Source organism: Streptomyces sp. NPDC052064 (genome assembly GCF_055585925.1).
The window spans coordinates 40512-55027 of record NZ_JBVJJE010000012.1; the positions used below are offsets into that span (position 1 = coordinate 40512).

General features: G+C 68.7%; 12 protein-coding genes, 2 tRNA genes and 1 pseudogene. 5 read left to right on the forward strand and 10 right to left on the reverse strand.

Annotated features, from left to right (window positions below; translation table 11 throughout):
* Window positions 1-30: 30 nt before the first annotated feature.
* The 4 genes from ACZ6TU_RS29400 to ACZ6TU_RS29415 form a co-directional block, all read right to left on the reverse strand.
* Window positions 31-255, reverse strand: a complete 225-nt coding sequence (locus tag ACZ6TU_RS29400) for a hypothetical protein (protein WP_467678141.1) — start codon at window positions 253-255, stop codon at window positions 31-33.
* A 7-nt stretch (window positions 256-262) separates the two neighbouring features.
* On the reverse strand, window positions 263-451 hold the full coding sequence (locus ACZ6TU_RS29405) for a hypothetical protein (protein WP_467678139.1): 189 nt from the start codon (window positions 449-451) through the stop codon (window positions 263-265).
* Complete coding sequence (locus tag ACZ6TU_RS29410; RefSeq protein ID WP_467678137.1) at window positions 448-603, reverse strand: hypothetical protein; 156 nt, start codon at window positions 601-603, stop codon at window positions 448-450. Before ACZ6TU_RS29410 ends, ACZ6TU_RS29405 begins: the two co-directional genes overlap by 4 nt.
* 295 nt (window positions 604-898) lie before the next feature.
* Window positions 899-971: transfer RNA gene (locus tag ACZ6TU_RS29415), tRNA-Ala, on the reverse strand.
* Between the two features lie 182 nt (window positions 972-1153).
* Here ACZ6TU_RS29415 and ACZ6TU_RS29420 point away from each other — a divergent pair.
* On the forward strand, window positions 1154-1702 hold the full coding sequence (locus ACZ6TU_RS29420; protein WP_467678135.1) for a helix-turn-helix domain-containing protein: 549 nt from the start codon (window positions 1154-1156) through the stop codon (window positions 1700-1702).
* A 245-nt stretch (window positions 1703-1947) separates the two neighbouring features.
* Window positions 1948-3495: a serine/threonine-protein kinase gene (locus ACZ6TU_RS29425; RefSeq protein ID WP_469552063.1), complete on the forward strand. Its 1548-nt coding sequence runs from the start codon at window positions 1948-1950 to the stop codon at window positions 3493-3495.
* 39 nt (window positions 3496-3534) lie between these two features.
* On the opposite strand, the gene ACZ6TU_RS29430 is transcribed toward ACZ6TU_RS29425, so the two are convergent.
* The gene (locus tag ACZ6TU_RS29430) at window positions 3535-4893 is read right to left on the reverse strand and encodes a hypothetical protein (protein WP_469552065.1); all 1359 of its coding nucleotides are present in this window, start codon (window positions 4891-4893) and stop codon (window positions 3535-3537) included.
* Window positions 4894-5060: 167 nt separating this feature from the next.
* Window positions 5061-5189: a DLW-39 family protein gene (locus tag ACZ6TU_RS29435; protein WP_003999697.1), complete on the reverse strand. Its 129-nt coding sequence runs from the start codon at window positions 5187-5189 to the stop codon at window positions 5061-5063.
* A 337-nt stretch (window positions 5190-5526) separates the two neighbouring features.
* Here ACZ6TU_RS29435 and ACZ6TU_RS29440 point away from each other — a divergent pair, with 337 nt between their 5' ends.
* The 3 genes and pseudogenes from ACZ6TU_RS29440 to ACZ6TU_RS29450 form a co-directional block, all read left to right on the forward strand.
* The gene (locus ACZ6TU_RS29440; protein ID WP_467678131.1) at window positions 5527-5889 is read left to right on the forward strand and encodes a DUF6344 domain-containing protein; all 363 of its coding nucleotides are present in this window, start codon (window positions 5527-5529) and stop codon (window positions 5887-5889) included.
* A gap of 502 nt (window positions 5890-6391) precedes the next feature.
* Window positions 6392-6802: a VOC family protein gene (locus tag ACZ6TU_RS29445; RefSeq protein WP_467678129.1), complete on the forward strand. Its 411-nt coding sequence runs from the start codon at window positions 6392-6394 to the stop codon at window positions 6800-6802.
* 513 nt (window positions 6803-7315) lie between these two features.
* Window positions 7316-8358: pseudogene (locus tag ACZ6TU_RS29450) on the forward strand (tyrosine-type recombinase/integrase); the annotation flags it as partial.
* A gap of 55 nt (window positions 8359-8413) precedes the next feature.
* Here ACZ6TU_RS29450 and ACZ6TU_RS29455 read toward each other — a convergent pair.
* The 4 genes from ACZ6TU_RS29455 to gyrB form a co-directional block, all read right to left on the reverse strand.
* Window positions 8414-8490 (reverse strand) — tRNA-Ile (locus ACZ6TU_RS29455).
* 120 nt (window positions 8491-8610) lie between these two features.
* Complete coding sequence (locus tag ACZ6TU_RS29460; protein ID WP_469552068.1) at window positions 8611-9435, reverse strand: DUF3566 domain-containing protein; 825 nt, start codon at window positions 9433-9435, stop codon at window positions 8611-8613.
* Window positions 9436-9453: 18 nt separating this feature from the next.
* On the reverse strand, window positions 9454-12048 hold the full coding sequence (gene gyrA, locus ACZ6TU_RS29465; RefSeq protein ID WP_467678125.1) for a DNA gyrase subunit A: 2595 nt from the start codon (window positions 12046-12048) through the stop codon (window positions 9454-9456).
* 42 nt (window positions 12049-12090) lie between these two features.
* The gene (gene gyrB, locus ACZ6TU_RS29470) at window positions 12091-14139 is read right to left on the reverse strand and encodes a DNA topoisomerase (ATP-hydrolyzing) subunit B (RefSeq protein WP_467678123.1); all 2049 of its coding nucleotides are present in this window, start codon (window positions 14137-14139) and stop codon (window positions 12091-12093) included.
* Window positions 14140-14516: the final 377 nt, after the last annotated feature.

The following is a 14516-nucleotide window of genomic DNA, read 5'->3' on the forward strand; positions in this document are numbered from 1 at the left end:
TGGCGACCAGGTCCACGCCGAAGGCACCGATCAGCACTCCGGCCGCCGTGAGAACGACGACGCCGGGGGAGTCGGCCGCGGGCGCCACCCCACCTCGTCGAGGACGTCACGCAGCCGGGCCACGCCGTACCACCGTTCCCGGCGCAGCACGACCGCTCCGGCCAGTACCGCCAGGTAGAGCAGCCCCGGCAGGACGAGCAGCGCGCTCCAGCGTTCGGCGAGTTTTCCGCCCAGCGTGCCGAGGAAGGCACTCACACCGGGCTCACGGCGTGACGTCGAGCAGTCGGAGGGGCTCGTCGAACACGGCGCAGCGCGACGGTTCGCCCCCTGCCCGGGTCCCGGCCGGTGCCTCGACGCGAGTGCAGCGGCGACGCGGGCAGGTTCGCACCTCCAGCAGGGCGCGCCCCTCCCCCAGTCCCGGCAGCGGCTCGTAGGCGGAGACCCCGGTCACCGGAATTCCGCGGTGCGCACCCCGGCCGCCACGTCGGCCACCAGCGCCCGCAGTTCGGTGTCGTCGGCCAGCGGCCCGCCTGGTGCGCCGAGGCGGCTGCACAGCGCGGCCAGGCGGGCGTCACGTCGTCCCTGCTCGTGTTGTCCCGCCACCTGTCAACTCCTCGCCCGATGAGGTGCGTTCATTCCTGGTCAGGACGAGGATAGTGAGCACGCCCGGGCAGGACCGCGGAACTCTGGCGAGGACGGGCGTGAGCGGTGCGGCACAGCGGGGCACGGCTCTCCTCCAGCACTGCATGCAGCGCGGCGACCGCACCGCGCCTGGCCTGGCCTGGCCTGGCCAGGCCTGGCCGGCACACTGCTCCGGCGCTGCTCACCGACCAGAGCGCACCGCCCATGCAAAATGCCCTCCGAACCACGTTTCCGCAGTTCGGAGGGCATTCGAGAGTGGAGCCTAGGGGAGTCGAACCCCTGACATCTGCCATGCAAAGACAGCGCTCTACCAACTGAGCTAAGGCCCCGGAAGAGAAACGTCCGCCCGGAGAAACCACGTCCAGGCGAGCGTCGGAGACCAGAGTACCGGGTCACCCCCGTGATTCCGCAAAAAGATTGGGGGTCCCCGTCGCCGACCACTCTCCGTAAGATGCTCGGCGTGGTTCGCTACCGCGAACCGCCGTACTTGGGGAAGCGATGGGGAGACGCAATGGACGCCGCACAGCAGGAAGCCACCGCAAGAGCGCGGGAACTGCAGCGGAACTGGTACGGGGAGCCGCTGGGGGCGCTCTTCCGTAGGCTCATCGACGATCTTGGTCTCAACCAGGCTCGTCTCGCGGGGGTTCTGGGACTGTCCGCGCCGATGCTGTCGCAGCTGATGAGCGGGCAGCGGGCGAAGATCGGCAACCCCGCTGTGGTGCAGCGGGTGCAGCTGCTTCAGGACCTGGCGGGGCAGGTCGCGGACGGCAGCGTGAGCGCGGCCGAGGCCACCGACCGCATGGAGGAGATCAAGAAGTCACAGGGGGGCTCGGTGCTCAGCAACACCACGCAGACGACGAGCAGTTCGGGGGCGCCCACGGTCAAGCGCGTCGTCCGGGAGATCCAGTCGCTGCTGCGCTCGGTCGCGGCGGCGGGCGACATCATCGACGCCGCGGAGACCCTCGCCCCGACCCACCCGGAGCTGGCCGAGTTCCTCCGGGTGTACGGTGCCGGCCGCACCTCGGACGCGGTCGCGCACTACCAGTCCCACCAGAGCTGATCCCACCGCCCGGCAGCCGAAGGGGGTTCGGCACCGGGCTTCGGGTGATGTGACGGGGGGTGCGTCACCGTACGGGCGGGCACGAGGGGGCGTGTGCCGTACGGGGGACCGGTCGACGCGAGGGGGACGTGTATCACTCATCGGTATCAGTCATCGGGGGAGCCGTTTCGCCCGTCGGGGAGTCGTAACGCTCGTCGAGGGGGAAGCAAGGGGGGAGACCACAGGGGGAGGAGCGACGTACAGCCATGGGTGAGGTGTTCGCCGGCCGGTACGAACTGGTCGACCCGATCGGACGCGGAGGGGTCGGCGCCGTCTGGCGCGCCTGGGACCACCGCCGCCGCCGCTATGTTGCCGCCAAGGTCCTGCTCCAGAGCGACGCGCACTCGCTGCTGCGCTTCGTCCGCGAACAGGCCCTGCGGATCGACCACCCCCATGTGCTCGCTCCCACCAGCTGGGCCGCCGACGACGACAAGGTCCTCTTCACCATGGACCTGGTCGCGGGCGGTTCACTGGTCCACCTCGTCGGGGACTACGGGCCTCTACCGCCGGCCTTCGTCTGCGCGCTGCTCGACCAGCTGCTGGCGGGGCTGGCCGCGGTGCACGCGGAGGACGTCGTGCACCGCGACGTCAAGCCCGCCAACATCCTGCTGGAAGCCACCGGCACGGGCCGGCCGCGGCTGCGGCTGTCCGACTTCGGCATCGCGATGCGGCTGGGTGAGCCCCGCCTGACGGAGACCAACCTCGTGGTGGGGACACCCGGTTATCTCGCGCCCGAGCAGATGATGGGCGCGGAGCCGGACTTCCCCGCCGACCTGTTCGCCGTAGGCCTGGTCGCGCTGTATCTGCTGGAGGGTGCCAAGCCGGACAGCAAGGCGCTCATCCAGTATTTCGCCGAGCACGGGACGCCCGGTGCGCCCAAGGGCATTCCGGAGCCGCTGTGGCAGGTGGTGGCCATGCTGCTCCAGCCGGACGCGCAGGCCCGGTTCCGTACGGCCACGGGGGCGCGCAAGGCGCTCGCCGCCGCCGCGGAGCTCCTCCCCGAGCCCGGGCCGGACGACGAACTGATCGAGATCTTCGACCAACTCGGCCCGCTTCCCCCGGGGTTCGCTCCGGAGGGCCCGTTGGAGAGAGCGCGGGGGCTGCGACCGAGAGAGGACGAGCCGCCCAGCCCGGTGACGGGCGAGGAGCGGCCCGGTACGGCGGCGGGCGAGGAGCGGTCCCGGCGGAACGCCTCCGGCAACGGCGACGCCTGGTCCTCCCCGGGTGCAGCGGTCATGCCGCCCGGCCCTCGCCAGGACACCGCCCCGCCGGACACCCCGGCTCAGCCGCCCTCCATGTCGGACACCGGCAGCTTCCACCTGCCGCCGCCCCAGGCCCCCGTCATCAACTCCCCCACGCCGGGCCACGACGCACAGGCACATGTACAGGCACAGCCCTCGCACCAGCAGTCCCTGCACTTCCCCTACGACCGCACAGACCCCCTGTCCCCCTCTCAGCCGCTCCCACCGGCCTACCCGAGTCACCCGAGCCCCTCGAACCACGCGGTCTACCCCAGCCAGCCCCTACCACCCGCAACACAGCAGCCCACCAACACCTCCACCGCCCCCTACACCACCCAGACCCCGCAGACACCACAGAGCCGGCAAGCCCCACGGCCCGGACAGGTGCCCTCACGGCACCGAGCGCAACGTCCTCCCCGCCGCCCCGGCCCACCGGCCAAGGTGGCGGTCCCGCTCCTGCTCCTCGCCCTGGCCTGCTACGCCGTTGGGTTCTGGGCCCTGGCCCGCATCTGAGCACCCGCGGGCGTCAGCCCGGGCGCCCGCCCGGCTCTCCTACCCGGCGCTCCTCCGCCGGGCCACCACGGTCCACACCCCGAGCCCCACCAGCAGCGCGCTGCCGGTGCCGAGCCCGCCCACGGCGACGACCCGCATCGCGGTGTCGTCATCCGCGGCCACGCCCTCGGCCGCCGCCTCCCGGTCCTGGTCGGAGACCTCGAAGACGCCCTTCGGATCGGACTCCCCCACGTAGTCGGGCCCGCCCCGCGCCGCCCCGCTCACCCGGACCCGCAGGGTCATGTGGAACGGCCCGTCCCCGAAGCTGTCGGCGACGCTCTCCGCGAGGTGCGCGACGAGGTAGTAGGAGCCGGCGAAGCGCATCCCGCCGACCTGACCGGTGACGGCGTAGCGGTTGGCGTGGTCGACCGGCGGCAAGGGAGGCAGGCTGCCGGACTTCTGGTCGCCGTCGTAGCCGACGCCCACGTCGGCGACGGGGCCGCGCGCCGGGTTGTACAGGGCCAGGTCCAGCGCGTCGGGCGTATAGCCGGTGCCGGCGGATGCCGAGCTGCCCAGCTCGGCGGTGACGTGGAGCTGCTGGCCCCAGTCGACCGGCACCTCGTAGAAGACCGTCTGGCCGGGCCGGATGTCGTCCCGCCAGACCCCCTGGTCCAGCGGGGTGGCCCCGGCGAATCCCGCACCGCCCCGGCGGCGCTCGGCCTCGCCTTGGAGCGGCTGGGGCGAGGCGGAGTTCCACACCCCGGGTGCGCTGGTCTCCCCGGTCTTCGCCGTCCGGGGCTCCGTCATCGCGAAGAGTTCCAGATCCCAGGCGTCGGGCGAGGAGCCCTCGCCCTTCGGGTCGACGCGCTCGACGGACACGTAGTAGGACCCGGCCTCCCGGCACAGCGGCTTGGTGGGCGAGATCTCGCGCCGGCCCCACGCCGCGATCGGGTGCGGACTGCGAGCGGCGCCGAAATTCGCGGTGTCGCTTGAGCAGGGGGTGCCGTCGTCGTCCTCCACGGACACCTTGAGCCCGTCGATGACGGAGACAGTGCTGCCGGGGGAGGGGACGGCGGTGACGGAGACGTACGCGTTCGACGTGGCGTCGAGCTGGAGGCGGTAGCTGACCTTGCCGCTGCTCGGGAGGGAGCTCTTGTAGGCGGTGCCGAACCTCAGCGGTACGGCGTCAGCGGTGCTCCTCGCCCCCTCGATACTCCGGGCGTCGTCGGCGAAGGCGTACTGGCTCGGCGACACCGCCGTACCGGAGGCCCCGGCGGCGGCCAGGGCGGCCTGTCCGGGCACCACGGCAGCCGTCGTACCCAGCACCACCGCCACGGCGCCATGGCGCACGACCACCGACGGACGACGACCGCGCCACACGCCCGCACGCCCCCACGCCGTACGACACCGTCCCCTCACGCGCCACCCCTCACGTCACCGGACCGCAGAACCGCAGTGAAACCGCAAACCGTGGAACCGTGGCCCATCCTGCCCCGCGGCCGCGTTCACCGTCCCGCCGTCTCCGCAAACACGCAAAACCCCGACCGCGAGGCGGCCGGGGTGTGCTCGGTTTGGGATGTCGTGACTCACGAACCCGTGGGCACGGAGTCAGTCGCCTCCGTCCACAGATCCTGCTCGGCGCGATCCGCCTGGATCTGGCGGTACACGAGGAGCCCGCCGATGGCGGCCAGTGCGACCAGGAGAAGCTTCTTCACCGCGCGACCTCGTCTTTCCTTGACGTAGGGGACCTCTGGCGCCCGACTATACACACCGACCGATACCGATCGGTGACCTGAGTCGGCCCTCAACTCCCGTCCGGGAAACCGGGATAGAAGCGGAACCCGCCGCTCCGGCCGGAGAGTCATCACACGCCGACGGACGGTTACTTCGACCGCTCTCCTCCTCTTTCCTCACCTTTTCATCCCTCTTGCACCCATCCGTGTGGTGTTCATCTGAACATCGACGCGCCACGGGCGTCGGTCCACCACTTCTCGGCCCCCATACACATCATGAGGAAAGTACGCAAATCGCCCAACCCGAAAGTGAGGGGTTATGGCCCGGAACAAGGTCATGAAGCTGTGGACCGCCATCGTCACCGCCTTCCTCGCGCTGTGCACGACGCTCGGATTCGTCACCACGACCGCCGCCGCGGCGGTACCGCAGCCCGAGCAGAAGCGCAACAGCGCGCTCATCCCGCAGCAGCGGACGGCGCCGGCGACGGCCCCTCGGTCCTTGTCCTACGCCAAGGCCCTGCCCCCCACGATGAAACAGCGCATCCACGCCGAGGCCCACGGCAAGTCCCCCAGCTGCCGCCACCGCCCGCTCGCGGACACGACGGCATCGCCCACCGCCGACTGCACCGACGACGTCACCGACGTCGACCCAGCGGACCATCTCACTCCGCTACAGCGCTGATGTCCCCAGCACGTCCCGGCGACCCGCGTACAGGCCCGGCGGCTCCTCGGAGCCGCCGGGCCTTCTTCACCTGCAGATGGCAGCTGATCTCGCGGCGTCTGGTAGGACGCCCCCGGCGTCCCCTCTTCTGGATCGGGAAGACCTGGTCGGCGAGCGAGACGCTCGCGGGCTGAGGCTGTTCCCGTCCGTACTGCCCTGGACGTCGAACCTCACAGATGCCAACAAAGACCCCCAGTCGATACCGACTGGGGGTCTTTTCGCTGGTGGGGCTAACAGGATTTGAACCTGTGGCCTCATCCTTATCAGGTCGATCATGTGGGGTCATTGACGTCGGCCAACTCGCTCTGGGCCTCGATGGATCGTCCGTCGGTGTTCGGCGCTGACCGCTGCCGTTCGCCCCTGTTGATGTCGGCCATTGATGTCAGCGATGAGGGGCGCTCTTGACAAACCCAACTCAGGGCCTGTCTCGAAGTCGGGTGTGAGCTTGTGCCAAGATCGCGTGATGCTGCGACTCACCGATTTCATTATCGACTGCCCGGACACGATGAAGCTGGCGGCTTTCTACTCCGAGGTGACGGGCCGTCCGATCAAGGAAGGCAGCTCCGAGAACTGGGCTGGCATCCAGTTCGGCGAGGTCGAGCTGGCATTCATCCGGGTGGACGACTACCGCGCTCCGCAGTGGCCCGACAGCGAGCACCCCAAGCAGTTCCACCTCGACTTCGAAGTGGACGAGATCGAGTCCGAGCAGCGCCGCGTCCTCGACCTCGGCGCGGCGCTAAGGCAGGACTTCATCGGCCCCAACGGCTACGGCTGGCAGGTCTACACCGACCCGATCGGCCACCCCTTCTGTCTGTGCCGCAACAAGGGCGTCATCTGGACCGACCAGGGCCCGATCTGGCCCAAGCGCGACTAATTAGCCGCCCACTTCCTCACCCACCACTCTCACCAGCTCCCATCCCGTCCGCCGTCGACCCACACACCGTGGAGCGGGCGTGGTTCATGGCGTCCAGGTGGAGCGCGCCACTGTACGAACGACCTGGACGCCATGGGCCGCGTCTGCTCGGCTCTGCCTGGGTCGATGGTGGTCGGGATGGGAGCCTCCTGCGCACGCCACTACGTGCCCGCAGTCGGGAACGGCGCCCCCTCCATCCCGGTGCCGGCCGATCCCCCGCCGGAGGCATCGTCTTGACCGTTGGCTGCTCTGTACGGTGATCGACTCGTGGCCACCGGCCCTATCCACATGTGGGCGCGCGTCGGCGGCGGCAGCGCCGAGCGGGCCGAAGGCAGGAGCGCGGGCGCAGCCAGAGCCGGGAAGCGCGCCCGGCGGAGCGGAGCGCAGCCGGGTGCCTTGATGAGGTAGAGAAACCTGTAACAGCTCGCGCCGCGTCACGCCGGCCCGGAGGGACCCGACACCCCGCCCCCGGCCTACGGCGCCACCTGGGACGAGACCAACGAAAAGCTCGGCAAGCTCCAGGACCAGGAGCGCAACGGCGTCCCGGTGCCTTCCCGCTCCTGGACGCTCGGCGAGTGGCTCACCTACTGGCTGGAGCACATGTCGAGCCAGAACGCGAGCACAACACGTACGTCAAGTACGAGTCCAAGGTCCGGCTCTACTTGCTGCCGCACCTCGCCAAGAAGCCGCTCGTCAAGCTCACACCTGCCCAGCTGCGCGCCTTCATGGCCACCCTCCGGCGTGAGAAGGTCGGCGCGGCCACCCGCTTCGAGGTTCTCCGCGTCCTGCGGAACGCCCTGAACCGAGCCATCCGCGAGGAGCTGGTCACGCGCAACGTCGCCCTCCTGGTCGACATGCCCAAGGTGAGCCAGGACAAGAAGAAGCCCTGGAACGCCCACGAGGCGATCGCGTTCCTCCGCGCGGTTCGTGCGCACCGTCTCTACGCGGCGTGCGTCCTCGTCCTGGTCCTCGGCCTCCGCCGCAGTGAAGTCCTGGGCCTTCGCTGGCAGGACATCGACTTCGAGGCGGGCCAGTTCACCCCGGTCAAGCAGGTGCAGCGTGTGAAGGGCGTCGGCCTGGTCCTCAAAGACCTCAAGACCGAGTCGTCACAGGCGGTGCTCCCGCTCCCGGAGTCCTGCGCCCGTGCCCTCGAGGAGCGCCGGGATCTCCAGCAGCTCGAACGGAAGATCGCTGGTGACCTCTGGGCCCAGGAGCCGGGCCATGACCTGATCTTCTCCTCCGAGCACGGCTGCATGATCGACCCTGTCGGCTTCTCCCGGACCTTCGACCGGCTTGTCAAGCGGGCCGATATCCGCCGCATCACGGTCCGCCTCGCCCGGCACACCTGCGGGACCCTGCTCGCCTTCCTGAAGGTGCACCCCAAGGTCGCTCAGGCGATCCTCCGACACAGCCAGATCAGCATGACCATGGACGTCTACACGCACGTGGTAGGGGACAGCGAGCGGGAGGCGGTCGGCATGCTCGCCGAGCTTCTGGAAGATCCACTCATCGGCTGATGTCAGCCATGGATGTCAAAGACCCCCAGCCGCTACCGACTGGGGGTCTTTTCGCTGGTGGGGCTAACAGGATTTGAACCTGTGGCCTCATCCTTATCAGGGATGCGCTCTAACCAACTGAGCTATAGCCCCGCCGCGCTCTGCGGTGTGTCCCGCGCGCTGACTCCTGAAGATTAGCGCACGACATGCGCAGTCCCAAAATCGGTTGTCGGGACACCGACATCCGCCGTCAGCGAGGGATCTACGAGGGTTCTACTCGTCCTCGGCGAGCGTCAGCTCCACCCCGCCCACGAAGCCCGCAGAGAGGTTGTAGATGAACGCGCCGAGCGTCGCGAGGGCCGTCGCCAGGACGACGTCGATGACCGCGATGATCGACGTGAACATCAGGACGTTGGGCAGCGACAGGAAGGCCTGGAGGTCGAAGCCGTTCGACTCGTTCGAGCCGGTCGCCTCGGAGATCGTGCCGCCGACCGTGGAGAAGACGCCCATCGCGTCCATCACCATCCACAGCACGGCGGACGCCACGATCGTGCAGATGCCCAGGGCGATGGAGAGCAGGAAGCTGACCTTCATCACCGACCACGGGTCGGCCTTGGCCACGCGCAGGCGGGCCTTGCGGACGCGCGGCGTGGTGCGAGCGCCTGTGCGGGGGCGCCGTACGGTACCGGCGGCGGCACCGGCTCCGGCACCGCCCGCGGCGGGCTGCGCCGCGTAGGCCTGCGGCGGGTGGTACGGCCCGGCCTGCTGCTGTGCCTTCCGTTCTCCGGGCAGGGGGGAGGCCGTCTGCGCGGCGGTGTCCTGTTCCTGCGCGGCCGGCTCGGGCCGCGGCTGGGCGCCGGACGCGGACGGGCCCGCTCCAGCGGTGTGCTGCTGGGTCTGCGGACCTCTGGTGTCCGTCACAGTTCCCCCCTGTGATCCATGCGTCTCAGGCGAGGGCGAGTCCTTGGTCGGGGACTTGATCGCCTTCAGGTTGGTCGTGTGCGGATCCGCCGCACGCGCGGCGGAGCCACGGCCGCCGTCGTCCGTGTCCGTACCCTTCGAGGTACCGCTCGGTCCGGCGCCCGTGGCTCCGCTCACGCTGACTCACTCCTCGTGCTACTCGGCCGAGGGCGCCTCACCCTCGTCCGTGCCGGTGGCCGCGGCACCTTCGGCGGTCTCGTCGACGACCACATCGCCGTCGACTTCCTCCGCCTCGCGTCCCGCCTCGGCGTTGCGTGCGATGCCCACAACGGCATCGCGCTTGCCCAGATTGATCAGTTGGACGCCCATGGTGTCACGGCCGGTTTCCCTGATCTCGTTGACTCGCGTACGAATCACACCGCCGCCCAGCGTGATGGCGAGGATCTCGTCGGTCTCCTCGACCACCAGAGCGCCGACGAGAGATCCACGGTCCTCCACGATCTTGGCGGCCTTGATGCCGAGGCCGCCGCGACCCTGGACGCGGTACTCGTCGACGTTGGTCCGCTTCGCGTACCCGCCGTCGGTGGCAGTGAACACGAACGTACCGGGTCGAACAACATTCATCGAGAGCAGCTCGTCGCCCTCGCGGAAGCTCATGCCCTTGACACCCGAGGTGGCACGGCCCATGGGCCGCAGGGTTTCGTCCGAGGCGGTGAACCTGATCGACTGTGCCTTCTTGCTGATCAGAAGCAGATCGTCGTCCGACGAGACGAGTTCGGCTCCGATCAGTTCGTCGTCCGAACCGTCCTCCATCGACCGGAGGTTGATCGCGATCACACCGCCGGAACGCGGCGAATCGTAATCCTTCAGAGGCGTCTTCTTCACAAGTCCGGCCTTGGTGGCGAGGACGAGGTACGGAACCGCCTCGTAGTCGCGGATCGCCAGGATCTCGGCGATCGCCTCGTCGGGCTGGAAGGCGAGCAGGTTCGCGACGTGCTGACCGCGCGCGTCCCGGCCGGCGTCGGGCAGCTCGTAGCCCTTGACGCGGTAGACGCGGCCCTTGTTGGTGAAGAACAGCAGCCAGTGGTGCGTCGTGGACACGAAGAAGTGGTCGACGATGTCGTCTTCCTTGAGCTTCGTGCCGCGGACACCCTTGCCGCCGCGCTTCTGGGCGCGGTAGTCGTCGGTCTTGGTGCGCTTGATGTAGCCGCCCCGGGTGACCGTGACGACGATGTCCTCCTCGGCGATCAGGTCCTCGATGGACATGTCGCCCTCGTACGGGATCAGCTTGGTCTTGCGGTCGTCGCCGTACTTCTCGACGATCGCGGCCAGTTCCGCGCTGACGATGCCCCGCTGACGGACCGGGGAGGCCAGGATCTCGTTGTACTCGGTGATTTTCGCCTGGAGTTCGTCGTGCTCCTGGACGATCTTCTGGCGCTCCAGGGCTGCCAGTCGGCGCAACTGCATCTCGAGGATGGCGTTGGCCTGGATCTCGTCGATCTCCAGGAGGCTCATCAGGCCCCCGCGCGCGATCTCGACGGTGTCGCTGCGCCGGATCAGCGCGATGACCTCGTCGATGGCGTCCAGGGCCTTCAGCAGACCGCGCAAGATGTGCGCGCGCTCCTCGGCCTTGCGCAGCCGGAAGCGCGTACGGCGGACGATGACCTCGATCTGGTGCGCCACCCAGTGGCGGATGAACGCGTCGAGCGAGAGCGTGCGCGGCACGCCGTCCACCAGCGCCAGCATGTTGGCGCCGAAGTTCGTCTGGAGGTCGGTGTGCTTGTAGAGGTTGTTCAGCACGACCTTGGCGACCGCGTCCCGCTTCAGCACGATGACCAGGCGCTGGCCGGTGCGGGAGGACGTCTCGTCGCGGACGTCCGCGATGCCGCCGACCTTGCCGTCCTTGACCAGGTCGGCGATCTTCTGGGCGAGGTTGTCCGGGTTGACCTGGTAGGGCAGTTCCGTGACCACCAGGCACTGGCGGTTCTGGATCTCCTCGACCTCGATGACCGCACGCATGGTGATGGAGCCGCGACCCGTGCGGTACGCCTCCTCGATGCCCTTGCGGCCGACGACGAGCGCGCCGGTCGGGAAGTCCGGGCCCTTGATGCGCTCGATGAGCGCGTCCAGGAGCTCCTCGTGCGAGGCCTCGGGGTTCTCCAGGTACCACTGGGCGCCGGCCGCGACCTCGCGCAGGTTGTGCGGCGGGATGTTGGTCGCCATGCCGACCGCGATCCCGGCCGAGCCGTTGATCAGCAGGTTCGGGAAGCGGGCCGGCAGGACGGTCGGCTCCTGGGAGCGGCCGTCGTAGTTGTCCGTGAAGTCGACGGTCTCCTCGTCGATGTCACGGACCATCTCCATCGACAGCGGCGCCATCTTGCACTCGGTGTACCGCATCGCCGCGGCCGGGTCGTTGCCCGGGGAGCCGAAGTTGCCGTTGGAGTCGACGAGCGGCATGCGCATCGACCACGACTGGGCGAGACGCACGAGCGCGTCGTAGATGGAGGAGTCGCCGTGCGGGTGGTAGTTGCCCATGACGTCGCCGACGACGCGGGCGCACTTGTAGAAGCCGCGCTCGGGGCGGTAGCCGCCGTCGTACATGGCGTAGAGCACGCGGCGGTGGACGGGCTTGAGGCCGTCACGGACGTCCGGCAGCGCACGCGAGACGATGACGGACATCGCGTAGTCGAGATACGAGCGCTGCATCTCCGTCTCGAGCCCGACGGGCTCGACGCGCATGGCCAGGGCGTCACCCTCGGGCGTCGTCACGGGAGTGTTCTCGTCGGTCATTGCTGGTGAAGGTCCTTCCTGGTGCGGTCAGCTGAGACCGACTCAGATGTCGAGGAAGCGGACGTCCTTGGCGTTGCGCTGGATGAACGCGCGGCGGGCCTCGACGTCCTCGCCCATGAGGACCGAGAACAGGTCGTCGGCCTGGGCGGCGTCGTCGAGGGTGACCTGACCGAGGACGCGGTGCTCCTGGTCCATGGTCGTGATGCGCAGTTCCTCGGCGTTCATCTCGCCGAGACCCTTGAAGCGCTGCACCGAGTCGTCCTTGATGCGCTTGCCCGCCTGGCGGCCCATCTCGATCAGGGCGTCGCGCTCGCGGTCGGAGTACGCGTACTCGAAGTCGTCCTTGCCCCACTTGATCTTGTAGAGCGGCGGACGGGAGAGGTACACGTGCCCGGCCTCGACCAGGGGCCGCATGAAGCGGAACAGGAAGGTCAGCAGCAGGGTGTTGATGTGCTGGCCGTCGACGTCGGCGTCCGCCATGAGGATGATCTTGTGGTAGCGGAGCTTCTCGATGTCGAAGTCCTCGTGCACACCCGTGCCGAACGCGGAGATCATCGCCTGGATCTCCTGGTTCTGGAGGATCCGGTCGATGCGCGCCTTCTCGACGTTGAGGATCTTGCCGCGGATCGGGAGGATCGCCTGGTACTGCGGGTTCCGGCCGGACTTGGCCGAGCCGCCGGCGGAGTCACCCTCGACGATGAAGATCTCGCACTTGATCGGGTCGTTCGACTGGCAGTCGGAGAGCTTGCCCGGCAGGGACGCGGTCTCCAGCAGGCCCTTGCGACGGGTCAGGTCGCGGGCCTTGCGGGCCGCCACGCGCGCGGTGGCCGCCGCGATGCCCTTGCGGATGATGTCCGCGGCCTCGTTGGGGTTGCGGTCCAGCCAGTCGTTCAGGTGCTCGTAGACGACCCTCTGGACGAAGGTCTTGACCTCGGTGTTGCCCAGCTTGGTCTTCGTCTGGCCTTCGAACTGGGGCTCGCTCAGTTTGACCGAGATGATCGCGGTCAGGCCCTCGCGGATGTCGTCACCGGTGAGGTTGTCGTCCTTCTCGCGCAGCAGCCTCTTGTCGCGCGCGTACTTGTTGATCAGCGAGGTCAGCGCGGCCCGGAAGCCCTCTTCGTGCGTACCGCCCTCGTGGGTGTGGATGATGTTGGCGAAGGAGTACACGCCCTCGCTGTAGCCGCCGTTCCACTGCATCGCGAGTTCGAGGGACAGGCTCCGGTCCTTGTCCTCCGCCTCGAGGTCGATCACGGTGGGGTGCACCACGTCTCCCTTGCGGGAGTTGAGGTACTTCACGAAGTCGACGATGCCGCCCTCGTAGTGGTACGAGACCCTCTTGACCTCGTGCTTCTCGTCCTCGCCCGCTTCGTCCGCCCCGGCCGTGGCCTTCGCCGACTCGCGCTCGTCGGTGAGGTTGATCCGCAGGCCCTTGTTGAGGAACGCCATCTCCTGGAAGCGCCGCGACAGCGTCTCGAAGGAGTAGTCGGTGGTCTCGAAGATGTCCGGGTCGGCCCAGAAGGTGACCGTGGTGCCGTGCTCGTCCGTGGCCTCGTGCTTGGCAAGCGGGGCCGTCGGGACGCCCAACTTGTAGTCCTGGGTCCAGCGGTAGCCGTCGGTCTTGATTTCGACGGACACCTTGGTCGACAGGGCGTTCACGACGGAGACACCCACGCCGTGCAGACCACCGGAGACCGCGTAGCCGCCGCCGCCGAACTTTCCGCCCGCGTGCAGCACCGTCAGCACGACCTCGACGGCCGGCTTGCCCTCGGAGGGCACGATGCCGACCGGGATTCCACGACCGTTGTCCACGACCCGTACGCCGCCGTCGGCGAGGATCGTCACGTCGATCGTGTCCGCGTACCCCGCCAGCGCCTCGTCGACGGAGTTGTCGACGACCTCCTGCACCAGGTGGTGCAGGCCGCGCTCACCGGTCGAACCGATGTACATGCCGGGTCGCTTGCGGACCGCGTCCAGACCCTCGAGGACGGTGATGGCACTTGCGTCGTACGAAGCAGTAGCTGAGGCCTCGGCGACTCCGGCCATGGCCTCGACGGACGGATTGTTCTCGTTGGGGTTGCCGGAATCGGCCACGAAGCGCCCTTTCTGGCACAGCACGAGCCGGGCTCGTCGGCGGGTTGCCGGAGCGGCTGCGGCATGTTGCGTTGGTAAGCCTTGATCAGCGTTGCTCAGCTTTTCCCGGACGGTCCCCACGATTGGGGCGGGATTGCTTCCAGTCTACCGGTAGCACTGACACTGATGGGGGTTTGCCGGTACCTGAGTCCGCATGTGCCGCCCTCAACCGGTCTTCCCCGACTCCCGATATGCGGATGGGGGCTCCAAGAGGCTCACGGAGGCACTCAGCGCTTCCGGCCGTCAACCCTTGGCTACTTCGGAGACAGGTGGCGATTCGCAACCGTGTGCGGTGGTGCGAAGAGAGGGGTGCCGGGGCTTCGAACGGACCGCCGACA